Annotated in this window: 26 protein-coding genes; 14 read left to right on the forward strand and 12 right to left on the reverse strand. The window is 58.2% G+C overall.

What is annotated here, in order from left to right; genetic code table 11:
• The first annotated feature begins 31 nt into the window (after positions 1–31).
• Positions 32–589: a hypothetical protein gene (locus tag ACXAED_RS20990; protein WP_475053239.1), complete on the forward strand. Its 558-nt coding sequence runs from the start codon at positions 32–34 to the stop codon at positions 587–589.
• Between the two features lie 523 nt (positions 590–1,112).
• On the opposite strand, the gene ACXAED_RS20995 is transcribed toward ACXAED_RS20990, so the two are convergent.
• From ACXAED_RS20995 to ACXAED_RS21010, 4 genes are all read right to left on the reverse strand, one after another.
• Positions 1,113–1,289: a hypothetical protein gene (locus tag ACXAED_RS20995; protein ID WP_475053241.1), complete on the reverse strand. Its 177-nt coding sequence runs from the start codon at positions 1,287–1,289 to the stop codon at positions 1,113–1,115.
• 156 nt (positions 1,290–1,445) lie between these two features.
• Positions 1,446–1,775, reverse strand: coding sequence for a DUF982 domain-containing protein (locus ACXAED_RS21000; RefSeq protein ID WP_475053242.1), 330 nt, complete (start codon positions 1,773–1,775; stop codon positions 1,446–1,448).
• Positions 1,776–1,816: 41 nt separating this feature from the next.
• Complete coding sequence (locus tag ACXAED_RS21005; RefSeq protein WP_475033220.1) at positions 1,817–2,023, reverse strand: cold-shock protein; 207 nt, start codon at positions 2,021–2,023, stop codon at positions 1,817–1,819.
• A 434-nt stretch (positions 2,024–2,457) separates the two neighbouring features.
• A complete protein-coding gene (locus ACXAED_RS21010) occupies positions 2,458–3,030 on the reverse strand; it encodes a tyrosine-type recombinase/integrase (protein ID WP_475053729.1) in 573 nt (190 codons plus the stop codon).
• Positions 3,031–3,613: 583 nt separating this feature from the next.
• Here ACXAED_RS21010 and ACXAED_RS21015 point away from each other — a divergent pair.
• The 4 genes from ACXAED_RS21015 (at position 3,614) to ACXAED_RS21030 (ending at position 9,000) form a co-directional block, all read left to right on the forward strand.
• A complete protein-coding gene (locus ACXAED_RS21015) occupies positions 3,614–4,246 on the forward strand; it encodes a tyrosine-type recombinase/integrase (RefSeq protein ID WP_475053243.1) in 633 nt (210 codons plus the stop codon).
• 265 nt (positions 4,247–4,511) lie between these two features.
• A complete protein-coding gene (locus tag ACXAED_RS21020) occupies positions 4,512–7,733 on the forward strand; it encodes an NACHT domain-containing protein (protein WP_475053244.1) in 3,222 nt (1,073 codons plus the stop codon).
• A gap of 58 nt (positions 7,734–7,791) precedes the next feature.
• Positions 7,792–8,484, forward strand: coding sequence for a hypothetical protein (locus ACXAED_RS21025; RefSeq protein WP_475053245.1), 693 nt, complete (start codon positions 7,792–7,794; stop codon positions 8,482–8,484).
• A gap of 384 nt (positions 8,485–8,868) precedes the next feature.
• Positions 8,869–9,000, forward strand: a complete 132-nt coding sequence (locus ACXAED_RS21030) for a hypothetical protein (protein ID WP_475053247.1) — start codon at positions 8,869–8,871, stop codon at positions 8,998–9,000.
• A 49-nt stretch (positions 9,001–9,049) separates the two neighbouring features.
• Here ACXAED_RS21030 and ACXAED_RS21035 read toward each other — a convergent pair whose 3' ends face one another.
• The gene (locus ACXAED_RS21035; protein ID WP_264214304.1) at positions 9,050–9,733 is read right to left on the reverse strand and encodes a UPF0149 family protein; all 684 of its coding nucleotides are present in this window, start codon (positions 9,731–9,733) and stop codon (positions 9,050–9,052) included.
• A 172-nt stretch (positions 9,734–9,905) separates the two neighbouring features.
• Positions 9,906–10,292 carry a metallopeptidase family protein gene (locus ACXAED_RS21040; protein ID WP_259943551.1) on the reverse strand — a complete coding sequence of 129 codons (387 nt, stop codon included), beginning with the start codon at positions 10,290–10,292 and terminating at the stop codon, positions 9,906–9,908.
• Positions 10,293–10,483: 191 nt separating this feature from the next.
• Between ACXAED_RS21040 and ACXAED_RS21045 the strand changes: the two genes are divergently transcribed.
• Positions 10,484–10,807: an H-NS histone family protein gene (locus ACXAED_RS21045; RefSeq protein WP_174149235.1), complete on the forward strand. Its 324-nt coding sequence runs from the start codon at positions 10,484–10,486 to the stop codon at positions 10,805–10,807.
• Between the two features lie 385 nt (positions 10,808–11,192).
• Here the strand turns inward: ACXAED_RS21045 and ACXAED_RS21050 are convergent, their stop codons facing one another.
• Positions 11,193–12,494: an MFS transporter gene (locus ACXAED_RS21050; protein WP_475053249.1), complete on the reverse strand. Its 1,302-nt coding sequence runs from the start codon at positions 12,492–12,494 to the stop codon at positions 11,193–11,195.
• A 274-nt stretch (positions 12,495–12,768) separates the two neighbouring features.
• Here ACXAED_RS21050 and ACXAED_RS21055 point away from each other — a divergent pair, with 274 nt between their 5' ends.
• The 3 genes from ACXAED_RS21055 to ACXAED_RS21065 all read left to right on the forward strand — a co-directional run bounded on the left by ACXAED_RS21055 (position 12,769) and on the right by ACXAED_RS21065 (position 14,561).
• Positions 12,769–13,215, forward strand: coding sequence for a pentapeptide repeat-containing protein (locus ACXAED_RS21055; protein ID WP_475053250.1), 447 nt, complete (start codon positions 12,769–12,771; stop codon positions 13,213–13,215).
• Positions 13,216–13,466: 251 nt separating this feature from the next.
• Positions 13,467–14,201, forward strand: a complete 735-nt coding sequence (locus ACXAED_RS21060; RefSeq protein WP_475053251.1) for a Bax inhibitor-1/YccA family protein — start codon at positions 13,467–13,469, stop codon at positions 14,199–14,201.
• 6 nt (positions 14,202–14,207) lie between these two features.
• A complete protein-coding gene (locus ACXAED_RS21065; RefSeq protein ID WP_475053252.1) occupies positions 14,208–14,561 on the forward strand; it encodes a TFIIB-type zinc ribbon-containing protein in 354 nt (117 codons plus the stop codon).
• A 261-nt stretch (positions 14,562–14,822) separates the two neighbouring features.
• Here ACXAED_RS21065 and ACXAED_RS21070 read toward each other — a convergent pair whose 3' ends face one another.
• The 3 genes from ACXAED_RS21070 to ACXAED_RS21080 form a co-directional block, all read right to left on the reverse strand.
• Positions 14,823–15,245 carry a hypothetical protein gene (locus tag ACXAED_RS21070; protein ID WP_475053254.1) on the reverse strand — a complete coding sequence of 141 codons (423 nt, stop codon included), beginning with the start codon at positions 15,243–15,245 and terminating at the stop codon, positions 14,823–14,825.
• 81 nt (positions 15,246–15,326) lie between these two features.
• Positions 15,327–16,151: a DUF481 domain-containing protein gene (locus ACXAED_RS21075; RefSeq protein ID WP_475053255.1), complete on the reverse strand. Its 825-nt coding sequence runs from the start codon at positions 16,149–16,151 to the stop codon at positions 15,327–15,329.
• Between the two features lie 131 nt (positions 16,152–16,282).
• The gene (locus ACXAED_RS21080) at positions 16,283–17,218 is read right to left on the reverse strand and encodes a LysR family transcriptional regulator (protein ID WP_475053256.1); all 936 of its coding nucleotides are present in this window, start codon (positions 17,216–17,218) and stop codon (positions 16,283–16,285) included.
• 206 nt (positions 17,219–17,424) lie between these two features.
• On the opposite strand from ACXAED_RS21080, the gene ACXAED_RS21085 reads away from it, so the two are divergent.
• Positions 17,425–17,628, forward strand: a complete 204-nt coding sequence (locus ACXAED_RS21085; protein WP_475053258.1) for a hypothetical protein — start codon at positions 17,425–17,427, stop codon at positions 17,626–17,628.
• Positions 17,629–17,901: 273 nt separating this feature from the next.
• On the opposite strand, the gene ACXAED_RS21090 is transcribed toward ACXAED_RS21085, so the two are convergent.
• Positions 17,902–18,672 carry a bestrophin-like domain gene (locus ACXAED_RS21090; protein ID WP_475053259.1) on the reverse strand — a complete coding sequence of 257 codons (771 nt, stop codon included), beginning with the start codon at positions 18,670–18,672 and terminating at the stop codon, positions 17,902–17,904.
• Between the two features lie 313 nt (positions 18,673–18,985).
• Between ACXAED_RS21090 and secD the strand changes: the two genes are divergently transcribed.
• The 4 genes from secD (at position 18,986) to ACXAED_RS21110 (ending at position 24,592) form a co-directional block, all read left to right on the forward strand.
• Complete coding sequence (gene secD, locus ACXAED_RS21095) at positions 18,986–21,529, forward strand: protein translocase subunit SecD (protein WP_475053261.1); 2,544 nt, start codon at positions 18,986–18,988, stop codon at positions 21,527–21,529.
• A gap of 93 nt (positions 21,530–21,622) precedes the next feature.
• Positions 21,623–23,410: an SLC13 family permease gene (locus ACXAED_RS21100; protein WP_475053263.1), complete on the forward strand. Its 1,788-nt coding sequence runs from the start codon at positions 21,623–21,625 to the stop codon at positions 23,408–23,410.
• A gap of 132 nt (positions 23,411–23,542) precedes the next feature.
• Complete coding sequence (locus ACXAED_RS21105) at positions 23,543–24,184, forward strand: exopolysaccharide biosynthesis protein (protein ID WP_475053264.1); 642 nt, start codon at positions 23,543–23,545, stop codon at positions 24,182–24,184.
• Positions 24,185–24,343: 159 nt separating this feature from the next.
• Positions 24,344–24,592 (forward strand): EF-hand domain-containing protein, encoded by a 249-nt coding sequence (locus tag ACXAED_RS21110; protein WP_475053265.1) that lies wholly within the window; start codon positions 24,344–24,346, stop codon positions 24,590–24,592.
• A gap of 127 nt (positions 24,593–24,719) precedes the next feature.
• Here ACXAED_RS21110 and ACXAED_RS21115 read toward each other — a convergent pair whose 3' ends face one another.
• Positions 24,720–25,652, reverse strand: coding sequence for a zinc transporter ZntB (locus tag ACXAED_RS21115; RefSeq protein ID WP_475053266.1), 933 nt, complete (start codon positions 25,650–25,652; stop codon positions 24,720–24,722).
• Between the last annotated feature and the right edge of the window lie 33 nt (positions 25,653–25,685).

Here is a 25,685-nt window from a genome sequence, read left to right on the forward strand (position 1 = left end):
GAACAGCACCGCAGCAAAGGAGAATTAGAAAATGGATCAGCTGACAAGCAAGGCTGTCGCAGTATTCTCCCACCCTTTCACCTTGCCTGGATTCGACGAGATGCTTCCATCTGGGGAATATGACATCGAAACCGAACTGTCCGCACCTCCCGGCCACCTGAAACCCCAGGCCTGGAAAGCTTCTGTTGTGATACAGTTGCACCCGCGCGTGTCACATCCAGGGCTGGCTCGCAGCCTGACGGTTTCACTGGCGGACCTCGAGAGCGCCCAGGCTAAGGACAAGTTGTCGGGCAAGGACTTGTCGCAGTTTTTCCTCGAAGAAATGCTCGCCGACCCAATGGTGCGCTTGGTCATGCAGGCAGACGGCGTGTCTGAGGCCCAGATTTGCCATTTATACCTTGGCGAGTGCGTTTCAGACCAGGATCGCGAACAGGCTGCCCAGAGTGCTGAAGAAGCAAGCCCCTCAAGCGCATTTGCAATCCAAGCAGCAGAGAACGAAGGCTTGGCACCTCCGGCCGACAATCGCGCCAATAATGTTGTCAGCCCTGCACCGGACGTACCGGGCGGTAAGGAACCACATGATGACTGATAGAAACGAACAAGATGCCTTTGTGACTCCTGCCCGCGGAGACGTGCCGCGAGAGCGCCGTTGCTTGCGGTGCAATTCTGTTTTCTGGAGCGAAGGGTTCGGTGAACGGGTCTGTCGGCGCTGCAAGTCTTCAAATGCTTGGCGAAACGCTGTTCCAGTAAGATCCGGCTCGCCCGGCCGCCGTTGAATCCCTCCGGGCAGAGAAACTTTCGTTTTGCTGGATCTGTACTTCGCTAAACCCCAGCTGGCTTCTACTCTTTGGCAGCCCATTGGGCTACAAAGGCTGGCAGGACTGAGCCGGATCTGGCGCAACAGATTAGAAAAGAAATGAGTTAGGTAAAGGAGGGATTGCCAGTTGTCATGCACCCGGAATCTCTCCCCGAACGGAACGCTACGTCTGCGTTGAACCTGGAGGCGGTCCTTGGCCGCTCTGCCAGCCGCCTCACCCTGAGACCAATTGCCTCTGAGGGCCAGTCCAAATGAACTGCAGCTCGTATGGCTTAGGCGCCAGGCGGCTTACAATTCACTGGCCGCTGCGCTTGTACTGAAGCCGGGAGCGCCGTAGGCGCTCGATTTTACTGCGCCGGATTTCATTTTCGTCTTCCAGGATTTCACGCGCGGCCCGAGCGGTCCTTTCCATCGTGGTTTCCTTGCGGGACAGGCCGGCTAGTTTCAATTCTTCAATATTAAACTTGGTCATCGTCCAACTCCTACGAGGCTGATTGTGGGCAGGGCTATTTTTGCGTGAAAGTTCTGATTGGGCCTTCTGCCTGGTCCGTTTTGGGCCTTCTGCCTGGTCCGTTATGGGGCGGAAGGACGGGGCAACACCGTGGCATCACCAATTCGTTGCAGTGTTCTACGCAGCGGCGGGGACGTCCGCGTGAAATCCAGCAGAGCCGACTGCCGAGAGGAAAGCTGCGCGGGCGGCACCAACAGGTGCGAGACAGTCCATCGCTGCATCGATTTTCTCAAGCGCAACATCTCTATTGTGATCAGAAACAGGCCAGGCTCTCTGCAGCCAGAATTGGGCTTGTTCGATTGTCGAGATTTTTCGTGTCCGCCCCTCGAAGGGCAGAAAAATGGTCATGGGGGTTCCCCAGGAGATTTCTATCAAGATTGTTCTTTCGGTGGTTTTTGAAAGCCGCATCAGACTGTTGGTCACAGCAAATGCGGAAAGCGAGAGCATTGCAAGTATGCTCCCGCTGAATGTTTCAAGCCTGCAGAGGCTTAGGCAAGTGCGAGATTGCTGGCAAACTCGCGCCCGTCGCGCCCGCTTTCGATGTCGAAAGTCACGGCTTGGCCATCGTTAAGCTGCTGGATGCCAGCGCGTTCCAGAGCGGAAATATGGACAAAGATGTCCTTTGATCCCTGCTCGGGAGCGATGAAACCAAAACCTTTTTGAGAGTTGAACCATTTCACGGTGCCATTGGCCATCGTGTCGTCTCCTTGAAAGTTGCCATCCGCAACATGCGATAGCCCGGCCCAGTGTCAACATAGGAACAACTGGGGCCGTTAGGAAACAGAAGGTCGTAGGAAGAAGCTTTGCCCAACCGAGATGGGGTATGCGATCCGTAATTACAAGAGGCTAGCTTCGAGACCACGTGAAATTTTTGCAAACTTGCTTAGCGTGCCGGCTGGACCTGCCGAGTACGCTTTTCTCAACATATTGTTCTGAAGGGCAATTTTCGAGATCGCTGGTTTTTTCAGCTCCAGCTCAAATCCACTAATGGCTGTGACCCGCCTTGTGCTCACTCAGCGACCAACTTTATTGGCGACGGCCGCTTCAGGTTCGACCCGAACCTCTGCTTCGCCGCGAAGGCCGGTCCGGTCGTAATTGGCGAACGGCACGCGCCGCCCGCCAACGTGGTTCAAATGTCGATTTGCTCGGCGATGCTCAGCGCATCTTTAAGTTCGACACCAAGATATCTGACAGTGCTGTCGACTTTTGCATGGCCAAGAAGCAGTTGCACCGCACGCAAGTTCCCGGTTTTGCGGTATATCTCCGGTGCCTTGGTCCGGCGCAGTGAATGGGTGCCGTATCCGCTGGGTTTCAGCCCAATTGCCGTCACCCAATCGCGCACAAGCCGGCCATATTGGCGAGTTGAGATATGTGGGCGGTCATGAAACCGGCTGGGGAACATGAAACGGCAGCCGTTCATTTCCGGCGACTTGATCCACGCGGCAATAGTGTCCCGCGTGTTTTCAGAGAGTTGGAACTGAACGGGCCGCTTGGTTTTGCTCTGGGTCACGGACACTCTTTCACGAACGCGATCATCCCTCACCAGGTCAGTGACGGCCAGTTTGACCAAATCGCATCCGCGAAGCTTGCTATCAATTGCCACGTTGAACAGCGAAAGATCGCGCAGGTTGCCCGCCAGTTCCAACCGCACGCGGATCGCCCAGACCTGTTTCGGCAACAATGGTCGTTTCTGGCCGATGATCCGGCCCTTGTTTCAGGCTCTTCGTTTCGGGGTGACAGCGGGAAGTTGGACTCTTGGCATAGTAAGCTCTCCAATCCTCCCGCCAAGCCCAGACATCAGCACCGTGCTGACACCTGAATTTTACAGGCGGTCTGAATGCCTGCATTCTTCTCTGCTATGCAGCGAGTGAAATTCGGCAGTGCAGCAGGGAGGCGTGCTGCGTGCGCATGCAGCGAAAAACTCGAACTCACAGGTTGGGCTCGCTGCCGACTTGCGGCGATGCGGCGGCAGCGTTGCAGCGAAACTTCACCAGGACGCTTCTGCCAGACGACGCCAGGCAGCCCGAACCGGACATGCGAATGAGACACGCGGTGATGGATGTTGCAAGTGCGAGGCTTGCCAGCCAATCCATCAATTGCGGACGTTCATCCTGACACAGGCTAGGGTATTACCTTCGAAGCTTCGCTCTCGGTCCGAGAATTCCCCAGCTCATCGCTCGGTTGATCTAACCGCAACTAGCCGCGCTGCTGGATCAGCATGTTAGAATTATTCACCAACGTCGGGTTGGTGTCGTGGCAGGGCGTGGCGGATTGGAGGGCTTATCATGCCTATTGCCAATTTACCCGCCATTCGCGCGTGCCGCCCGGCCTGGAATAAGGGGCGCGTTGTCGGTCAGAAGCGGCCGCTCCTGCCAAAACACGTCTGGGCCATTCGCGTCCGCCTGAAAATCGCCGGGAACCACAGGGATCTCGCCCTGTTCAATCTGGCTATCGACAGCAAGCTGCGTGGCTGTGACCTGGTGAAACTGAAGGTCGCGGATGTCTATGCTTCAGGCCAGGTCAAGGAACGCGCCTCAATTGTCCAGAGTAAGACACAGCGGCCAGTGCGCTTCGAGATAACGGAGGGCACGCGCAAGTCGCTCTCGCGATGGATGGAGGAACCGATGATGGTCGGCTCAGAATACCTCTGGCCCGGCCGGTTTCACGATCGTCTGCACATCTCAACGCGGCAGTACGCCCGTCTCGTGCGGGACTGGGTGAGGTCCATCGGGCTGGATTCCACATCCTATGGAACGCATTCCATGCGCCGGACAAAGGTGGCGCATATCTACAGAAAGACTGGCAACCTGCGGGCCGTTCAGCTCCTGCTAGGACATACCAAGATGGACAGCACCGTCCGCTATCTCGGCGTCGAGCTGGAGGATGCTCTTGCGATCTCCGAAAGCGTGGAAATTTGAAGAATTTGGGCCGCTTGCAAAGGCGGCCCGAAGCGGACCTCCGGCCTGTCGCATAGCCGCGACGGGTTCGCATGCAGGTCGGGCGGAAACCGATCATTCGCTGCGTCCTCAAATTGCATGCTGTTCTGAGAAAAAGCCGACATTGGCCTCGCTCTGTGAATTAGCTCTGCTTCATGTTTTCAAAGCACTCCCGGGTCAGTATCTTCCCGAAATGGAAAATGCATCCTTAGACAGGCGAGTCGCCGTCCAAGTTCAAGGTGAGAGTGTGGTTCAACCGCTGAGCCATTTGCGCGGCCAGCCATATGTTGTTTTGCTCGGCGAGCCCGGCGTGGGAAAATCGACGGCTCTGGAACTGGAGGCTCGTGCCGAGGGTGGAGAGGTCGCAACTTGCAGGGAAGTGATGAACGGCTCTCCGATTGGCGTGTCTGGAACCGCCTATCTTGATGCCCTCGATGAATATCGTTCAGGTGACGGCGGCAAAGACAAACTTCTGCGCCTCGCCAACGCGATATCGAGGAGGAACATTCGCAGATGGCGACTCACCTGCCGCGCTGAGGACTGGCGCGCGACCGCCGACATTAACGCGATGCGGCGTGCGGCAAACAACGAGCCCATCGTTGTGGTGCATCTCCTACCGCTGAGTGACGAAGAGGCGCAATTGGTCTTGGTCTCTCTGGGAGAACCCGATCCAGAGCGGTTTGTCGGTGAAGCGCGGAACCGAGGTGCCGGTGCATTTCTGGAAAATCCGCTCAGTCTGAGATTGCTTCATTCGGTTGTCGTTTCGAACGGCGTGTGGCCAACCTCTCGCTTTGATTTGTTCGCGAGGGCCACATTGGCGCTTGCCCATGAACATGACCCGGAGCGCGAAACAGATCCACGACCGGGGGCGGAAGAAATCCTCGCCGCTGCTTCCGCCATGAGCTTCTACCTTCTTGCCGCCGGGGCGAAAGCGCTCTGGCGCTCAAATGCGTTGCCGCCCGGAGCAAAAGACAACGAGTATGTCGCCACGCATGCCCTGGGACTCGAGGCGCGAGTCCTCGAAGGAGCACTGGATACCGCTCTGTTCAGGGGCGAAGGACATGCCTTCGCGCCGTTTCACCGAACCGTCGCTGAGTTCTTGGCAGGACGTTTTTTGGCAAGAAGGGTGATCGGCGCTGGAGAAACGCCCGCTTTTCCGTTGCGGCGGGCAATCGCTCTCATCACCGGAAACGACCAGAAGGCCCCGAGCGAGCTCAGAGGACTTTATGCGTGGTTTGCCGCCCACCTGCAATCGGCGGGAGATCCCGTCGGCGCAAGGCGGCTCATTCAGCATGATGCAGCGACGGTGCTGGCATATGGCGACGCGGCGGCGTTCGACACGGCCGGACGGCGACATATCCTCTATCACCTGGATCGTGATGACCCGTTTTTTCTCTCCTCGCAGGATGACGCGACTGTCGTTGGAGGGCTCGCTGGCGATGATCTCGTTGACGATTTCAAAGCGGTTCTCGACGGCGAGGTCCGCAGTCATCTGCAGGTCACCGTCCTTCAGGCACTTGCCGACGGTCCGCCTGTTGAGCGTATGTCAGAGAAGCTGCGGGAGATCGTCCTCAACGCTACCCGCCCTCTTTGGATGCGGGAGAGAGCGGCGGAAATACTCGTTTCGAAAGCCACCGACACGGATACACTGCAACGTGGCCTGCTGGACGATCTAGCCAGCATGTCGGTGGACAGAGGCCAATTGGCGATCCGTGCGCGTGTCCTGTCGAACAGATCAACGCAGGATGTTCAGTTTTCCGATCTCCACGCGCTGCTCGAGGATTTCGACAGCTTGCCTGCGAAAACCCGTGATGGGGAGGACAACGACGACACTGGTTCGCTGGTCTCTCTGAGCATAGCGATTGCGCGCTCTCCGCGGCCAGATTTCTTTGATAAGGGTATTGGAAGAAGCGATGTTGCGCGCCGGCACAAATCGCAGGTCCAGTCGGTCCTCAATCGCGCGTTTGTCGCCACAGTTGATGCCAACCCGGATATAACCGCCGTCCGACTTCTATCGTGGCTCGGCAATCTCCGAGAACATCGATGGGATATGCTCGACAGCGACGTTGCTGAGGCCATTGGAAGGTGGATTGACCACGATTCGGATCGTCGGCAATTGGAGTTGTTCCTCGCCGTCGAGGACCAAAGCTCCTCCGACGAAGGCCCCTGGGTGGTGTGCAACGAATATATCTCGACCGCAAGAAGGCTACCCTCCGACGCATTGATCCGGGGGTTGTTGGACATCGCTCAAGCGACGAATGAGCGCAAAGCCAGAAAACGAATACTTCAGATCGCCGCGTATGCGGCCCGCAGCGAAACACACTGGCCGAAATGGCAAGAGCCGATCGTGTCGCTGCTGGAGCAGGAACGGGGTTTCAAGGGGTTCATCAAGTCTCTCCTCTCCGACCCGAACGCAAGTTGGAAAAGGAAGGAGGCTAAGCGAAAGGCTAACTTGGAAAAGAAAACGGCAAACTCGCGGAAAGCGAACATCGCCGAGCTAACTCCGGTCATTGACATAATATCGAGTGGCGCCCCGGATCAATATGGCGTCTTGAATTGGGCTGCCGGGCACTACCGCTATGCCCGGGTCAGCAAAGACAAATCGCCGTTCGAAGACATCGTCAAATACACAAATGAGGAGATCGCCGCGGCGATCGCAGAAGGCTTCGTCCAATTTGCGATCCATACCGACATCAAGGTTGGTGTCGAAGATCTCGGCAAGGCCCAAGCTAAGCTTGGGACCTACCCGCAAGAGTATGTCGTAGCGGCGGGGTTGCACCAGGCGCTATTGCATGGCCGTGAAAACGACATCGAAGCATCTCCGTTGATCATCGCCTTGGTCGGGCTTCGGGAAGCTTATTTCAGCGCCGGCGACGATCCCTCGATTGCCGTTTGGGCAGTCGACCGCCTGGCCAGCGATCCTGAGCAAGGCGCTGACATAATGTTGCGGTACTGGAATGCCGCTCTCGATGCCGGCGATGATGACCTTGATGCAATCCATCATCTTACGAATGCAGGTCAACCGGCGCTGGTCTCCCTGTGCATGCTCGGCCTGCTTGGCGAGAGGCCGGGGCTGCCGGATCCCGCCCTAAGGCAGGCGATCGGGGCATGCGCAGGCAGTTCGAGTATCGATGAATTGGTCGAACTCGCACGCCGCACGTTGGAACGTGATGACCTCGAGCAGACGCAACGAAGTATCTGGTCATTCGTCGGCCTAGCACTGATGCCAGAGGAATTTGCCGATCGGCTTTCGGAGGAAGACCTTGAAGCGGCTCTGTTGGCTCCAAACGGAGACCTCGCCAAGACATTCAACGAGTTATGTTCGGACATCGACCTGCTGGACAAAATCAGGATTGGCGTTCTTGGAAAAAAACACCCGGCACGCGACGATGATTGGCGGCACTCAGGTGGAGTCAGCGGGATTGTCAGGGCCGCGATCCGGCGTCTTGGAGACTTCAGATTCGGTTGAAGCAGGCGAACACCTGAAGAAACTCGCTACCGAGGTCGAATTGAGCTGGGCGCCCCATATGGCTCATGCAGCAGCGGAGCACGCCCGCAAGCTGCGCGATGAGCAATTCGCTGCTACTTCAGTGAGCCATCTGATTAGCGCGCTCGCAAACGGCTCTCCGGCAACTCCGTCGGACCTTGCGGCCATCGTTCTAGAAGAGGTCGACAGGTACAAGAGCACGCTCAGGACCGGAAGCGAGACGCCCTGGAAGCGGTACTGGAATACCGATGAGTACGGAGCGGCAACCGAACCACAGATCGAGAACGAGGACAGGGACCGCCTCCTGGAACTGCTTCGTCCGCAATTCGAAGGATACGGCATTGCAGCGGGCCTTCCCGAGGCCCGCCGCGGCGAAAACACTAGGGTCGACGTCCTAATGCTGAGCCATGCCGGCAAGAATCTGCCAATTGAGGCCAAACGGCACTACAACGTCGAACTCTGGGCGGCCGCTTCGACCCAGCTCGCGGGTTATGCTGCGGATCCAGACGCCTGCGGCTTCGGGATCTATCTCGTCTTTTGGTTCGGCACCGAGTTCAAGGCCCCGAAGCGAAGCGATGGCGCCGACAGTCCCGAGAGTGCCGAGGCGCTTGAGGCGATGCTTGCAGATGATCTTCCGCTTCACTTGAGGGAGAAGCTTTCGGTTGTGGTTCTGGACGTATCTCGGCCTCAGCCGATGATCGAGGCCGTCAACAAACGACGAAAGAGTGCTTGAAACAGGCGAGTAGGATCAACTCACAGTCAGCGACCTTCATCCCAAATTCCATTGACGTCAAAATACCCAAACTCTGGCAAAGTCAGATTAGCATGTGTAACCGGACCAGCCTTCAAGCTGGGCTAAATCGAGCACCGGTGGCCGGTCTGTCGAGACGGAGGCTTATCGAGGTTGACCATCATCAACGGCAGCTAAGCGCACGCCGCGTTGCAGCAACGATCTCAGAGATGAGTGACCGCAAAGGGCCGGTCACGTCTTGAAGGGCGATCACAGGTCGCAACTTTGCTCCGGCAGCTTCCTGCGGCTTCGCTGCCCCTGGTTCACCCCGCAGCATCACATGAGGTAGCTGGGCCCTGCCGAAGGTCCGTTTTCGGGAAAATCACCATGGAATTTTGCACCGACAGCATCTTTGGCACTCGCCACCATGTCTATGTCTGCTCCGGGCTGGGTGCAGCCGATCCGCCCCATGCGGTCCGATCCGATGACAGGTCGGTTTGCGAGATCCTCCCCGATTAGATCGGTGCCTCGCTCTGCGGGTGGTTGCTATGAAATTTTTGGAGATCAGTCAGTTCCGACCACAACACTGTTTGTATTTGCGGCCCGACCCGCAGGAGCACGGTTCGTTTCGACCTGGTCGAGGACCAGCCTTGAAAGGCATGCCGGAAAGAATTTCAGGCTCAGGGCGGGAAAGTTCAGGACGTGACTGGTGCAGAATTGTCGCTACGCAATTCGGGATCAGATCGGGGGCTTCAAGGTCGATCTGGTCAATTTCGTCGTCCGTGAACTTGCTTTGGCCAGTGTAGATGTCTTGTAACGCCATCAAAAAGATCATCGTGGCCCGCGTCTCTTCGTCGGTCTGATCGAGCAGGCGTTCCCAAGCTTCCGGCCGCAAGCCCATGGCGCGGGTGAAGCCATCGACCCAAGGCTCCCACATCGTCTCGTCGCTGTTGGGATCAACCTCGTAGACAGGCTCGATCCAAAACGAGCGGGACATCGCGTCGGCCACCGAATTGTAATGCGCCATGACAGCACCGATCGTTTCTTCTGCGGCTTTCTGGTCAGGAAAATGTGCTTCGCCGGTCTCGCCCCAGACATGGGGCAGCCATTCCGAGGGCGGGATCATGTCACTACAAGAAAGAATGCCGGTCACGTAGCCATCAAGTTCGCTAAGCGACATAGGCATGTTTTCGACGGGCAGCGCATGCAGCAGCGCGTTGAGGCGATCAAGCTCTTGATGTGATTGGCCCATGAGACTTCTCCCGGCGATGTCGGGAATTTTTAGCTGCGGGATTGATAAATCGCAACTATCGCAATGTCGGATGCGGGCTGCGAACCGTCGACTGCACTCGCGGCACCCCATCGTCTTGGCAACATCACCTGTAAGCTCGAATGCCAACTTCCCCTGGGCATTGAAGAGCGGTTCAGACCCACCATTGGTCGATGGCTGCGATCTCCTCGTCAGTCCATCCGAAATGATGGGCGAACTCGTGAATAACAACATGCGCGATCAACTGGTTCAGTTCGACATCACCGCGGTCACGCCATTCCGCCAAAATCGGCTGTCGGAAGAGCCAGACAACATCCGGAGGTGGCGCCATATCGAGAACCGATTTCTCGGTCATAGGTATTCCCTCGTAGAGCCCCGTCAGTTCATATGGATCTGCAAAACCAAGTTCGTCCAGCATGGCCGGCGCAGGCCATTCGGCAATGCGCAGAATGACGTTATCTGCAGCTGGCCTGAAGGCCCTCGGCAGGGAAGCTATAGTGGCGCGAGCGATCTTCTCGAAATGGTCAAGGTCGTGGTGCATGCGTTGTATATGGTTTCTCGGAGCGGTGTAGTGAACCGCCAAGCCGGAGGGGGCAGTTCAAACGCCAGGTGCGATCAGCAGCCTCCGGCCCCAAATCGGACTGCGACGGATACCGCACCGCTGTGGCCAGCTACTTGCCTCAGAAGGGTATATCTGCTTTGACCGAGAACAACTGAAAACACAGGTGAAATATGGCAATTGATCTAAAGGGGCTGAGTGCCGCTGAATTGGAAGCGCTGGCCAAGGAAATCGAAGTCCGCAAAGTGGAAGTAGAGGACGAGGCAAAGAAAAGCGCTTATGCCGAAATGCTGGCCATTGCGGAAAAACATGGCGTGGCCTTTGAAGAGGCTATTGCTCTGCATGGCGGAAAAGGGCGTAAGTCAAGCGCAAAGGCACCTGCTAAATACGCCAATCCAGCTGACCGATCCCAAACCTGGAGCGGCCGCGGGCGTAAACCTGCTTGGGTCCACGAAGCTTTGGAAGCTGGGAAGCCCCTCGAGGATCTTGAGATCTGAAGCAGCAATTCATTTGTTGGGCTATCGCAGGCGGCACCACGTACAGTTGCGCGGGGCGCAATTGGCAACATGGGCTGCCTGCCGTCATTCACGCCTGGCGCGGCGAACGCCCGGTCGGAGCCCACAGCGGAAGTCTTAGATTTACTCTGCACGTGCACGCAGCACAAAAAATGCTGCAAATGCCATGCTGTATAGCAGCGCGAAAACTGGCCATTGGCGAATGTTGGAGCGAACTTGGGACCGTCAACCTACAGGTCTCGGAGAAAGCTCGGTTTCGCCGCAGCTATTGCAAGATCCCTTTCGCAATCAGGCCTGTCGCATAGGGTTTGCCGTCTAACGTCAGCTCCTTTCGAACACCTTCGACGGATTGCACGACAGATAGCACTCATTCCCTTGGATATTTGTTTGCGGTACTTGCTTCTAGTGGTGTTTGCACTGCTTGTTCGGCGTCCAGCTCCGCCTGATCTGCCCCGAGGGCGGCTGTTTCTGGCGTAGAAGCGCGGGCCAAGGGGTTGGCTTTGAAGGCGACTTTATTTTCCTCTGCAACTGCAGGGGCATGACGCAGACGCCAGATCGCAAAAAGAAAAAGTAAAACATGAGCTGCGCCTGTGACTGCGAAGAGGCTGACAGCACCAAAAGATGTCATGGCGAAACCGGCGAAGGTCGGCCCGACGATTGAGCCGAGCCCGAAGACCAAAAGCAAGCCGCCGCTGACTTGGATGTATGTGCCGGGTCCCGCATGGTCGTTCGCATGAGCCACGATTACGGGATACATCGAGAAGACGGATGCGCCAAAGAGGGCCGCAAGGCTCAGAATGATTGCCGGGTTACTTGTTCCAACGAATAGAAACATTCCATCGGCCAGCAAGGCAAAGGCTGTAACGCCAATGAGGACTTTACGCCGGTCCAGGCGATCCGAAGCGAAGCCTACGGGGATCTGGATGGCCGCACCAGCCAGGATCGGGATGCTGGCGAAGAGCGCGATTTCAGCGAGGGACAGTCCTACCCTTGCGCCATAGACGGCAGCCAAGGTTCCGAAGGACGCGTTTGAGACCCCGACCATCAGGACCGCGAAGAAGGCAATTGGTGAGTTTTTCCAAAGCCCCCGCAGATTGAGCGATACTTGCGTGAGCGGTCGGGGCGTCGTCGTCGCACTGATTGCCGTTGGTAGGAGCGCCAAGCAATAGACCATCGCCGCCAGCACAAAGAAAAAATATCCAGTAGCATCGCCAAGCGTCAGCACCATCTGGCCTGCCGTCGTCGCGGCCAGGTTCACCATCGTATAGATACCGAAGACGCGCCCGCGCGACGACGCGTCGGCGCGTTCGTTCAGCCAGCTTTCCACAATCATTGCCGCACCGGCGAAGCAAAACCCAGAAAGCGCGCGCACGGGGATCCACACCCAGGGCGTGATGAAAACCAGTGATAGAAGAACTGCAATGGCTGCGATGGCGCACATAGCTCCGAAGGCCCGGATGTGGCCGACCCGAGCGACCAGCGTCGGTGTGCGCAAACAGCCTGCCACATAGCCAATCGCCCATCCGGTACCCAAGAGACCGAGCGATGCGGCAGTAAAACCTTCTGCCTCACCACGCACAGGCAGGATCAGCGCATTTATGCCGCCTGCAAACAGCAGGAAGGCAGACCCCATAAGAAGCGCGGTGAGCGAAAGCAGGCTTTTGAGCATGAGAGCGATCCAATCTCCTGAAGGCACCGAAAGGCTTCAGGCGTCGATCTCAAAATACGTCAAACCTTCTTGCCGAAATGGTACCCGACATTAGGCAGAAACAGCAGGGTTTGCCATCCGTTCCGAGAGAGGTGGCCACATACATCGTTAGATGCATCCCTTGGACGGCGACCGACATCTTGAATGCTTGATCGTGACATCCTAAATAATTCTCGGACGATGCCAGCAAGTGCGGGCTAAGAAACCAAGCCTACCTGTCTGGAATTTCACTAAAATGTTTCACAACTTGCGTGCGATCATAGCCTCTATGGTGCTGGCTGTCTTCGCCCATGCGGGCGCAGCGCAAGAGAACGCCCCCACAGAAATACGCATGATGGGCCAATGCGCGGGATGTATCCTCCGAGATGGCGACTTCCGTGAGGCCCGTCTTACGAGTGTAGAACTGGAGGGCTCTGAAATCACCGAGGTCTCCTTCAATGAAGCGACCTTGTCACTTGCCATTTTTGACGGAGCGCGGCTCACAAATGTGAACTTTAATGGTGCCAATCTTCGTGGTGCGAGCTTTGTGGGCGCGGTTCTGGTAAATGTCAGCTTCGATGGCGCTGACCTTATGGGGGCCGTTTTTGAAGGTGCCGTCCTTGACCAGACGGACCTTTCAACAGGCCGCTTGTGCAATACTCAGTTGCCCGACGACATGATGGCGAATGATGGGTGCAATTGAGCAAATCGCAGCAGTCAAACTGTCGCGCTTGCACTGCGTGCGCCGATGCGAAAATCATTTCACGAGCTCCTTGAATGAGTCTCGCCCCATATCCATTTCTCCCATGCGAGCCGGGCCCCTCTGACGTGCTTTGTCCAAAAGACAACGCCGTGATGTCGGATCGCTCCCCAGGAGGGGGGTGTCCAACCGGTTTTCCTCAAAACTGAACCTATGGCCACCTTCTCCGCATTAGGAATGAAAGGAGTCCTTGGGTGGAAAAACTTGTTCGCGGTCATGGCTCCGCATCAATCGCAAGCAGCCAGTATGATATGGGCTTGTTCCGATACTTGAATGGTGTCTTCGCCTACATGGGCGGGGCACTGGTGCTGTCTGCACTCACAGCCTTTGTCGTAGCGAACGTCGCACCGCTGACAGCTCTGATCTTCGGCACGCCCTTGAAATGGGTCGCGATCTTCGCCCCTCTCGCGGTCGTGCTGTTTGTATCGTTCCGGTTCGAGCAGCTCTCGCTAGCCACGTTGCACAGCCTTTTCTGGGGCTTTGCTGCTCTGGTGGGCGTGTCGCTTGCGAGCATCTTGCTGGTCTTCACTGGCACGAGCATCGTTCAGGCTTTCCTGAGCGCCTCTATCGTGTTCCTTGCGATGGCTATCTGGGGCTACACGACAAAACGTGATTTGTCTGGCTGGGGCAGTTTCCTGATGATGGGCCTGATCGGTGTGATCGGTGCTACCATCCTCAACCTGTTCCTTGCCTCCGGTGTGTTGTCGATGGCGATCTCGGTTGTGGGTGTGATTGTCTTCACCGGTCTCACGGCCTGGGACATGCAGCGTTTGCGCAATGAGTATCTGACGCATCGGAATATGGCGGGCACGTCCGCTGCAGAAGACCTTGGCAAGCTTCAGATCATGGGCGCGCTTTCGCTCTATCTGAACCTCATAAACCTGTTTCAGATGATTCTGAGCCTCTTCGGCCAGCGTCAGGAAGGATAACCAAAGATGCGCACTCAAAAAGAAGTTGCAGCAATGCTCTGCCCCGTTTGCGAAACCGGTCTGGCGATGTCAGACCGGAACGGGGTGGAAATCGACTATTGCCCGTCCTGTCGCGGTGTTTGGTTAGACCGGGGCGAGCTCGACAAAATCATCGAGCGGTCACAGGAGCATTCCGCACCACCACTGCCGCCTTCGAGAAACCGTGATGGGCGTTCAGGCGGTTTGATGGGGCTGGCGTCGTCGCTGCTTGATGGCGATGACGACCGCTACGAAGACCGACATAGAGATCGACGCTACGACGGCGAAAATCCTGACCGGCGTCACAAGGAGAAGTCGATCTTTTCGGACTTCTTCGATTGAAAATAGGGTGCGCCGTCTTTGAAAAACAACGGCGCACCTCTCTTTTGAAACACATTCAAAAATAGGACGTTCACCCAATGGCGAAGGCAACATGGTCTGTTCCGTGGTTTGCAGATTACAATCGTCGCAATCTCTACAGCGTCACGAATGTTGCGATGCCTACCGCGACCATGTCTGACAACAGCACTTGTGGGTGTCCGTCATCAAATGAAGTGGTCCGATTGAGCTGACAGCGTTGATGACGGCCAAGCGGGTGGAGGATCAGTTGGACCGGTAATGGGGTACGCCGCGCCCGGAGATCATGCCGAGGCTTGCACAAGTGCGAAGCACTTGGTGGTAGCTGCGCCTGATGATCGTCTCATCAGCTTGGTCTGTATCTGAGAACGGCAGCACCAGCGTCCGGTCGATTTCCCCCAGGACCGAGACTGAAGGCAGATCGCTCAGCAAGTTGTCCAAGGCGCCGGTCCGGATCAGCACAAGGCTTCCACGCATCCAGGGCAACGTCGGGATCGACAGCAGCCGGTCAAATATGTGCTCAGAGGATGGGCAGATCCCCGCGACGACCAGTTGAGGGCCCGCTGAAGCGCCAACAAGGCGGTAGCCAATGACCGTGCCGTTCGCTGTTGCAGTCAAGGCCTCAATATAGCCGAAATCTGCTTCCGCCAGCTTCTTCCAATTCGACATGGGAAAGCCCTTCCGCATTGGATGTTTAGAAAGGGGGGCGGATCGCTCCGCCCCGAGTTATCGAGGGAAAATCAGGCTTCGTCAGAAGCCATAGACCAGGGACACACCAAGCTTGTTGTCGGTGCTCTTCAGGCCCGGCAGCGGGTCGCTGTCCCACTCGGTCCGGTAGGAGACGCGGGTTGAGAGCCGGTCCGTCATCTTGAAGTTCACGCCCAGGTCATTGGTCACCACGGTGTCCTCGTCCGAGAACAGCACATCGGTGTCCATGGTTAGGTTCACGGTTTCGCTGATTGCCAGGTAATACCGCGACGCTGCAATACCCGCGAATTCGGTGCTGTCATTGCCCAGCTGGTCCTCGATGTAGCGCACGCCCGGGCCGGCCTGGATCCGCCAGGTCTGGTCCTGAGTGTTGATCACCCGGTAGCCGGGGCCGAAGCCAATGAAGCTGTCCAGACGGTTGGAGTCGAAATCGTCGTAGCGGACCGATCCCAGGCCGAAGAGGTAGAACTGCCCGGTCAGGTAGCGGTTCACGTCATAGGTGACGAAGATCTCTTCCTTGTTGCGCACGTCATTGTCTTCGGAGAACTCACCCGCAAAGCCGAAAGTGTGATTCCAGGGACCGTTGCCATAACGGAGGCGGCCTGCGAAATCGAGGTCGGCGGTGTCGGTGTTGCCCGAAGTGCCGGAGAAGCCGAGCGAGGCGCTGCCGGTCCAGCCCTGAGCGTACTGGTTGGTGCTAAAGCGGTCCTTGTCGCTGCCTTCTGCAAGTTCATCACCAACATCTTCCTGAATATCGTCGATGCGGTCGTCCAGATCCTCGATCCCGACGATTGCGCCCTGTGCGAAAACAGGAGCAGCCACCAGAAGAGCCAGGACCGACGCGGCCAAAGTATTGCGTTTTTTCATGGGTCTATCCTTTCCCAACAGTGTGACCCGTCCCGAAAGAGCGGGGGCATCTCTGCCAAGGATGGAGATAAAAAACCCGATGAAATTAGTGAAATTCGAAATAATTGATGATGAAACGAGAATTACTCACGTCAATGCTCACCTTCAATGTTTCCAAGCACTTCGACCGTGTGACCGGCGCTGATATCGCAAAGCTCGGCGAGGACTGCGTTTTGGTCGGCATCAATCTGTGACTGAATCGCAACAAGGGTGGCCTCCGCGGTTACGCGAACTTCAGGATCAAGGTCGTCGCGCCAGATCGACCACACCGGGTACGGGAATACCGGAGCATCCGGAACCAGATGCAGCCTGCCGTCATCCAGGTATTTCTTGATGTAGCGTGCAGGAAGATAGGCCGCTGCCCGCCGCGAGACGATGTACTCCGCCGCCATTGCGCCAAGCGATAGGGTGAGCCCTGGGTTTGTCAAGTCCGGCAGCTCCAGCGCGTGGGCGTGGACAAACTCCGGTCCCCAATCGACAAAGACATAGTGGGGAACGATCTCTTCAAACGTCGCAGGCCAAGAAGCTGCCAGCACAAGCTCCTCCTCAATGACCTTCCGGGCTGTAAGGCCGGGACGCAGCTGCGGATTGTACATCAGCCCGATCTGCACAACACCTTCGATAAGAAAGCGCATGATCCGGTCCGGCATGCCCAACTCTGCCCGGATATTCAGTGTCGGCATTGCCTGCTGCATGGTGTCGATCCAGCTGAACCCCAGCCGGGGCCACAGCGAATACTGGGCTCCGACTGTCAGGGACTTGGTATAGCCCTCCGGCACACCCACCTGCTGGCGCGCCTCTTCCCAGATCTTGATCAGAGATAGTGCATACCGCTCAAATTCCCGGCCTGCAGAGGTAAGCTCTGCGCCCGCCTTGGAGCGGGTGAACAAAGGCTTGCCCAATGCGTCCTCCAGGCGCTGCACGCGCAGGCTGACCGCGGACTGTGTGACAAACAGCCGTTCGCTGGCGTTTACGAAAGATCCGGTGGCAGCAACTTCAAGGAAGGTTCGGACCAGGCTGATATCCATCACAGCACCCATAAGCCTTACTTGAGATAAACATGCTTCTTATTCGTTTTTCTGCGCCAAAGAAACCCTCTAGTTAAAAGCCATGGAGGCGGACCGAAGAAACTGATGTGCCGCTGAGAAGCGTGATGGGGACGATCCCCGACGCACCGCCCCCGCGGTTTGCCTCCACGCCCATTAACCCCCTTTGTTGGGAAAAGGAGACCGAAATGAAATTTGACGTTGTTCGCAAGATGACCATCGCAGCTCTGATCTCCGCGGCTGCCGTTTTGTCTGCCTGCTCGACCGATCAGGCAATCGACAACACAGTGGGCATTGCCGCTGGCACGGGCAAAGTTGTTGCCAAAGGCGCAGTCGGTGCAGGCAAGCTGGCCTACAGGGGCGGCAAGGCTCTTGTCGGGGCTGGCGAATAAGCAGGCTGCTCAGGCTGGCCGGAAGACCGTTTTACGGCGCTCGCGGGGGTTTCCTTTGCGGGCGCCTTTTTGTCCGTCTGCAACCGCTCAGTTGCGGCTCTGGCAACCCCAGCAGTACGCTTCCGGAAAAGGATCGCAGACGTTGCCGAACTCATCTGCGGCGCAGAATGCTGTGTTACTTCTGGTCATTGCAAGCCTGGCAGGCTTTGGCCGATCGGGCTGAATGATATCCGGCCGGCAATCAGAATACTGCTGTGCTCAACAGGTGCGAGTTTAAGGCGTCATTGCAGCTGCCGTGGCAATCAGCTTGGTTTGATCGACTTCGATCAGTCCTCGGCGCGGCCGGTCAAGGTCGATTATCAGAAAAACAAGGACAACGATTAACATCATCAGCGCGTAAACTGGAACACTAGGGCGAACGTTTGAAATAGCGGATGAATACCCGACTACACCGCCCAGCATGACAAATGTGGCGAAGAGCAAATACAGCACCAGTTCAGGCACGTGCCGGTTAATCGCAGCGTCTCTGGTTGCAAGCGTGTCAATAACTTCATTGAGGCTTGCTGAGAAAGCCATCGCCACGGGGGTCGGAAATTCGCGCGCCTCATCGGAGGCCAGACGCCAAAGATCTGCAAATACCGCCTCAGCCATTGCGATCAACTCGTTGCGCGTCTCCGCGTCGGATGCTGAGACCCCAGCCGCTTCAACTCTCAAATCAGCGTACCGCCGAAGCAGCTCCTTGGCTTCGTCGCGCCGCGTTTCTCCGACCAGGTCGGACCGCAGCCAAGCCGTTCCAATTGCATTTGCCTCGGTCACCACTTCAAGTGAACGCTGATCGAAACGCCCGAGGGAGAGGGAGAAGGTGAAGCCCAGCAACAATGCCAGCAAACCAAGCAAAGAGCCCTGGACCGCGTTCGCCTGTCCCTTGCTTTCCTCATTCTCGCGGCTTTCGAGACGCCTGCCGAGAACACCGCCCAATTGAATGGCAGCCAGCATCAGGACAAGCAAAATAAATGCGATTAGATATGACGGGACGTCGTACATCAGGCCGTTCTGCCGCTTTGCCTACTCGATCTTTCAAAATTTTGCCAATTGAATGCCAGCTGTTTCCGTTTGGCAAGGCCGGCTACCGGGTTCTTCGCAGCCGGCCTTTCCTGAGCAGCCAGACAAGGTACGCAATTGGTCTCGGCCGGCAGAGCAATTATTTTCGCCCCCCCATTGAACTCCATTCAACCGGTGCTGATTTCACTGTGGCCTGCTGCAGACCCTCCACCGGCGCCCCCTTGCGCCTGCGTGCTGCCTTCTTCGGCAAGCGGTCGCTGCGCCCCCGGCCATGCGGGGCGCTTGAGGGTCAATCTTGAAGATACCTGTCTGGCGGTTTGCCGCCTATGCGCTCGTAATCCTGCTGGGGGTAGCCGTTGCGCTTCCGAGCTTCCTGCCGCGCGACGCCGCGCGCGCCCTGCCAGGCTGGCTGCCTGAAACACCCGTTGCACTTGGTCTAGATCTGCGGGGCGGTGCTTCGCTGACGCTGCGGGCCAGCGAAGCCGCTCTTGCGGAAGATCTGCTGGCCGAAGCCCGTGCAGACTTGACCGGCGCCCTATCGGATGAGGGTGTGCAGGCACGCATCACAGTTGAGGGACAGGCCCTGATTGTCCGGCCGGATGGCGCCGGCGCACCCGCCGCGGCATTGCGGACCGCGGTTGACGCGGCCCTGCCCTCTTTCCAGCGCAGTGCCCTTGCCCGGACGGAGCCAGCCTATTCCGTAACTGAAACAGAGGGCGGCGGCCTGAGACTGGCTCTGCGCGAGGAATACCTAGCAACGGCCCAGGCCGATGCCATGGCGCAAAGCATCGAGGTGGTGCGCAGGCGCGTCGACGAAGCCGGTGTTGCCGAACCCTCGATCCAGCGGCTGGGCAGCGACCGCATCCTGGTGCAGATGCCGGGTGTCGCTGATCCATCCGCCTTGCGCGCCCTGCTTGGCAGTACCGCGGAGCTGACCTTCCACCGCGTGACCCTTGATCCCGGCGCGGGCCGCCCGCTCAGCCCGGACACGCTGCGTCTGGCGATGGCCGACGGATCCGGTTTCCTCGCCATTGAAGCGGCGCCGGCGCTGGACGGCGAGCGGCTGGCCGACGCGTCGGCGGCATTCAACCCCGAGACCGGCGCGCCGGTGGTGCATTTCCGCTTTGACACCCAGGGCGCGGTGACCTTTGGTGAACTGACGCAGTCGCTGGTTGGTCAGCCGTTTGCCATTGTGCTCGACGGCGAGGTGCTGAGCGCGCCGGTGATCCGCGAACCGATCCTGGGCGGGTCGGGCGAGATCAGCGGCGGTTTCACCGTCGAGGAGACAGCGACGCTTTCGGCACTGCTGCGGGCGGGCGCCTTGCCGGTTCCGCTTGAGGTGATCGAAGAGCGCACCGTGGGCGCCGACCTCGGCGCTGATGCCATTGCGGGCGGGCTGTGGACCGGTCTCGCCGGCTTTGGCCTGGTTGCTGCCGTGATGATCCTGCTCTACGGCGGCTGGGGCATAGTGGCGACAGGCGCGCTTCTGCTGAACGTTGTGCTGACCATTGCAGCCCTGACCCTGCTCGGCGCTACGCTCACTTTGCCAGGGATCGCGGGCCTCATCCTCGGCATGGGGCTGGCAGTTGACGCCAACGTTCTGATCAACGAGCGCATCCGGGAGGAAACTGCGCGCGGCAAACGCGCCGCATCGGCGGTTCAGGCGGGGTTCGACCGGGCCTATCGTGCCATCCTCGACTCGAACCTGACCGCCTTGATCGCCACGGCGCTGCTGTTCTGGCTCGGCTCGGGGCCGGTAAAGGGCTTCGCCATAACCATGGGCCTCGGTATCCTGATCTCGATTTTCACCGCCGTCACTGTCGTGCGGTCGGCGATGGATATCTACCTGCGCACCCGCCGCCCCAAGACTTTCGAAATCCGCGCGCCGCTCGGCTTCCTGCGGCCGCAAACCGCACCTGCCTTCCGGTTCATGCGGATGCGCTTTGCCGGGCTTGGCCTGTCTGTCGTGCTTTCGGCCGCCTCAATCGTGCTGTTCGCCGCACCCGGCCTGAACTACGGTGTCGATTTCCGCGGCGGCACGCTGGTCGAGGCGCAATTCGAGGCGGCACCCGATATGGCCGGTCTCAGAGCCGGCGTGGAGGCTTTGGGGCTCGGCGACGTTTCGCTCCAGCAATCGGACGAAGGCCGGAGCCTGCTGATCCGGGTGGAAGAGCAGCCGGGCGGTGAAGCGGCGCAAACGCGCGCCGCCGATCAGGTCCGCGCCGCCGTTGCAAACGCGGCCCCGGACGCCAGCTTTGAGCGCGTCGAGATCATTGGGCCGCGGGTCAGCGCCGAGCTGGCGTTTGCCGGCATCCTTGCCGTTGGCGCAGCCAGCCTCGCCATGCTGATCTACATCTGGGCGCGGTTCGACTGGCCATTCGCCGTCGGTGCCATCGCAACCCTTGTTCTCGACATCACCAAGACGGTGGGGTTCTTTGCGCTTACCGGTCTCGATTTCGGCCTGACCGCCATCGCGGCGCTGCTGACGCTGATCGGATACTCTGTCAACGACAAGGTCGTCGTCTATGACAGGATGCGCGAAAACATCGGCCGTTACCCCGCAATGCCGCTGCGGGAGCTGATCGACCTGTCGATCAACCAGACGCTGGCGCGCTCGCTCTACACCTCGGCCACCGCGCTTGCAGCGATGCTGCCGATGGCGATCTGGGGCGGTGCAGCGGTGCAGAGTTTTGCAATCCCGATGGTGTTCGGCATCGTGGTTGCCGCGGGCTCATCGGTCTTTATTGCCGCGCCGATCCTGCTTTTTCTTGGCGACTGGCGCAGTAGAAAAATCTCCCAGCGACAGGAAACGCCTCCCCCTCCAGGCACTCCGGCGTGATCAAGCTGATCACTCCGGAAGCCTCACAGCAACGCCGCAAAGCTGCCGCAAGCCTCAGTGCAGAAAAAAGCAGAACACCAGCGGGATTTCACGATGCTCATTGACCTAGGCAATTATGCCCCCGCCGCGGCGCTGCTGCTGATCGGAGCCGTCTTTGCAGCATTTGCAACTGAGCGCCGGCCAGCAGACATGATTGCCTTTACGGGGGCCTGCACGGCCCTGGCGCTGGGACTGGTGACAACGAGCGACGTTCTGGCGGCGCTTGCAAATCCTGCACCGGTGACAATTGGTGTGATGTTCATTCTCAGCGCGGCACTGGTGCGGACCGGTGCCTTGGAAGTGCTGATCGCGTTCATGGGCCGGCTGTCACGGCGGAATGCCGGGCTTGCAGTGGCTATGTTCTTTATCGTGGCGGCGGCGGCCTCGGCGATTTTGAACAACACTCCGATCGTGATGGTGCTGATCCCGGTTGCCATCGGACTGGCCAGACAGGCCGGGACAGTGCCGTCACGGCTGCTGATCCCGCTGTCCTATGCCGTAATCCTGGGCGGCACGGTCACGATGATAGGCACCTCCACCAACCTTCTGGTTGACGGCATTTCACGTGACCTGGGGATGGCGCCATTCGGATTGTTCGAAATCGCGCCGCTGGGCCTTGCGGTTCTGGCGGCGGGCGGCGGGTTTCTTGCGCTCACCGCAAAGTACCTGCTGCCTGACCGAAAAACAGTGTCCGACACGGCTGCAGATCAGAAGGCAAGGAGCTGGCTGGTAGATGTGTTCATCCCGGTTGGGTCGCCTTTGATCGGCATGCCGCCAGTGGCGGCACCGGAACTGACCAGAGGCGGCGGCCGTGTGATCGACGTAGTGCGCGGGGATGCCTCCCTTCGAAGGGATCTGGCTGCGGTCAGGCTGGAAGCAGGCGATATCGCGGTACTCAAGACCCGGGACACGGGCCTCATGGCAATCAGTGAAGGTATTGCCCGCGGGGTGGAACTTCCCGATTTGAAAAGCGGCCGGAAGCGGCAGGCTCAGACGGCTGAGTTGCTGGTGGGGCCGGATTCCAAGGCCCTAGGCCGGACACTGGGGCGGCTCAGGTGGAGGCGGCGGTTTGGTGTCTATCCCCTGGCGTTGCATCGCAAGGGAGCCTCGGTTGGAGTAAGGCTGGAGCACACGGCGCTGAAGACAGGCGATACGCTGTTGATAGAGGGGGCGCCCGGCGACGTTCAGCGCCTGGCGCGGGACCAGAAGCTGATTTCTCTTTCGCCTTTCCAGGTCCGGGCTTTCCGGCACCGCAAAGCACCCGTGGCTGTGGCAATCCTGCTGGCGGTGGTGGTGCTGGCAGGCCTCGGCGTTGCTCCGATTCTCGCCCTGGCTCTGATCGGGGCGGCGCTGGTGCTGCTGACCGGTTGCATTGAACCCGATGAAGCATTTGCGGCGTTGGACGGCCGTCTGCTGATCCTGATCGTTTCGATGCTGGTCCTTGGCAGTGCTCTGGAGCAGACCGGAGCAGCGGATTTGATAGTGGGTTCTCTCAGCCCGGTTTTTCAGCTGGTAAGCCCCTGGGTTGCTCTGGCCATTGTCTATGCCGTTACCTCAATCCTGACCGAAATGCTGACCAACAGCGCTGTCGCCGTTATCATGACCCCCCTGGCAGCGGGGCTGGCCGCCAGCATGGGTGTCGAGCCGCGCGCCTTTGTCGTGGCTGTCATGTTTGCCGCCTCTGCCAGTTTTGCCACGCCGCTCGGCTACCAGACAAATACTCTGGTTTATGGGGCCGGCGGCTACCGGTTCACCGATTTTCTGCGGATCGGGGTGCCGATGAACATCATCGTTGGCACGATCACGGTGCTGTTGATCCCGCTTTTTTGGCCATTGGAATGAGTGTTGGCCGCCCGTCTGCGATTGCCGGGATGGGCGGAAGGCCGCCTGCGCCTTGGCACCGTGCTTCTGGTGGGGCTAGGCGGACCGCCCCCGTCACCATATTTGCGGTAAGGTTCGAAGTCAGAGAAAAAAATGCCCTGCCTGCAGTCACAGGAAATTCAGCCCGCCAGTGAGGCGCCGGCCCACAAGCGCCTTTCCGAGGTTCTCCGCGCAATCGCCGGGGACCGCACACGGGACTATATCACGGTCGGCGACCTGATGAACCTCATGGAAGGCCGGGCCCGGGCAGTGATGATCTTCCTGTTTGCTTTTCCGAACGTGCTTCCTGCGCCTCCGGGCGTTTCCGGGGTGCTCGGCCTTCCGCTCTTGTATCTGACGTCGCAGATGCTGCTGGGACGCATCCCCTGGCTTCCCGCGGTCATTGCTGGGAGGGGGATGCCGATGGAGAAGTTTGCCGGTCTGGTCCGGCGCTCCGATCCATTTATCAGGCGGGCTGAGCGCCTGCTGCGTCCGAGGGTGTCCTGGATGGTCAGCCACGCTGCTGAAAAGCCGCTTGGAGCCTATTGCCTGCTGATGGCCGTAATGCTCGCCCTGCCCATTCCATTCGGGAACCTGCTGCCGGCCCTTGCCATTTGCCTGATTGCGCTGGGGGTGCTCGAAAGGGATGGGCTGTGGGCGATCTTCGGCGTGGCGGCGGGCGCAGCCGCACTGCTCTATGCAGTATCGCTTAGCTATGCGCTGATCAAAGCGGTGCTGTTCTTTCTTTTGGGCTGACGGCTAAGGGTTCGGTTCCAATAGCTCGACAGAAGCTTTAAGATATTGAATTAATTTGTCTAATTTTTCCCCGCAGCCTCTTGAATGCTCCACGGTTCGCACCCAGTTTCAGCGCTAGGCGAGACGCATTGAATCGCCGCTTCTCTGATGGAGATTCAAATGAGTAGAGTAGCAGCTGGCGCTCTTCTCGCGACCTTCGCAGCCTTTTCGGTCCAAGCAATGAGTCCCGGAATTGATGGCGATGGAGACGGAAAAGCCTCCTTTGCAGAACTTCAGGCAATCTATCCCGGACTGACCAAAAAGCTGTTCGCGGAGATCGACGCAAACGCCGACGGCTTTGTGGACGACGAAGAAATGGCCGAGGCGATTGCAGCCGGTAACCTGATTGACGAAGTGACCAACTCGTAGCACCTGATTTCGGAATCTTTCGCGTGCAACTCCACGACAAGTTCAATTAGGCGTAGTCACTTGGGATAAAATTGCTGATTGATGTAAATTGGCGACTTTATCGGGCTGTAACCTCGAAGGCCGACATCTACACCCGTCGCAATCTCCAAAGGGTGGCGAATGTTGCGATACCTACCGCTACCAGAGCCAATGAAATCACCACAAATGCTGTGGGGCTGGAGGCGCCGGGAATTCCCGCAACATTCATACCCAAAAGTCCGGTCAAGAAGCTCAGCGGGAGAAAGACACCGGCTACCACCGACAACAGCACCATGGTGCCATTCAACCGTTCGGCAACGCGAACCGCAATAAAGTCCTGGAGGATCGAGGCCCTAAGGTGCATCGCGTCGAGTTGCTCCACGAGACGAGTAATGCGATCGACAATGTCTTTCAATCGCCTGTTCTGAAGGTCGGATTGCCAGTCGAAGGTCTCTGCGATCAACACGTCCAAGGCATCCCGTTGAGGCGCTATAAATCGCCTTAAACGCACGATCTTGCGCCTCATGTCGGCAATTGTTTTGCGGAGTTCCGGAACAGCGGTCGAAGATTGGGCGTCCTCAAGGCTGTCCAGTTCGGTGTCTATCCCGTCGATGATTTCTTCCATCCGGTCGGTCAGTCGATCAGCAAGCACCACGATGAAATTGCCCGGCGTGTCGGGCCCATTTCCATCTTCAACCTCGCGCACCAAGGCATCGATGACGTCCAAACTGCGGTACTGGAACGTCACGACTTTGGAGCCATCCAGCCAGATTCGCGCTGAAACCATGTCTTCAGGCGCTGCGCCGTGTTCTGAGTTAACGCCACGAAGGATTAGCAGAGCTCCATCACCATGAGGAGTGCATCTTGGCCGCGTCTCTTCCGCTGTCATGGCACCAGTTGTAAGGGCGTCAAGACCGGTTTCATCAAACAACTCAATGTCAAAGCCCGTGATTTCAGATGTGAGCCGATGCCAAACCTTGGTACCCGTCTGGGCGCGACCATTGGGACCAGGCTTCAAAGGCAAGATTTGGCTGGGAGACATTACGCTTAGCACCCCTTCGCGCGAACCGCATTT

The sequence above is a fragment of the Leisingera sp. ABM4_103 genome (genome assembly GCF_056158685.1).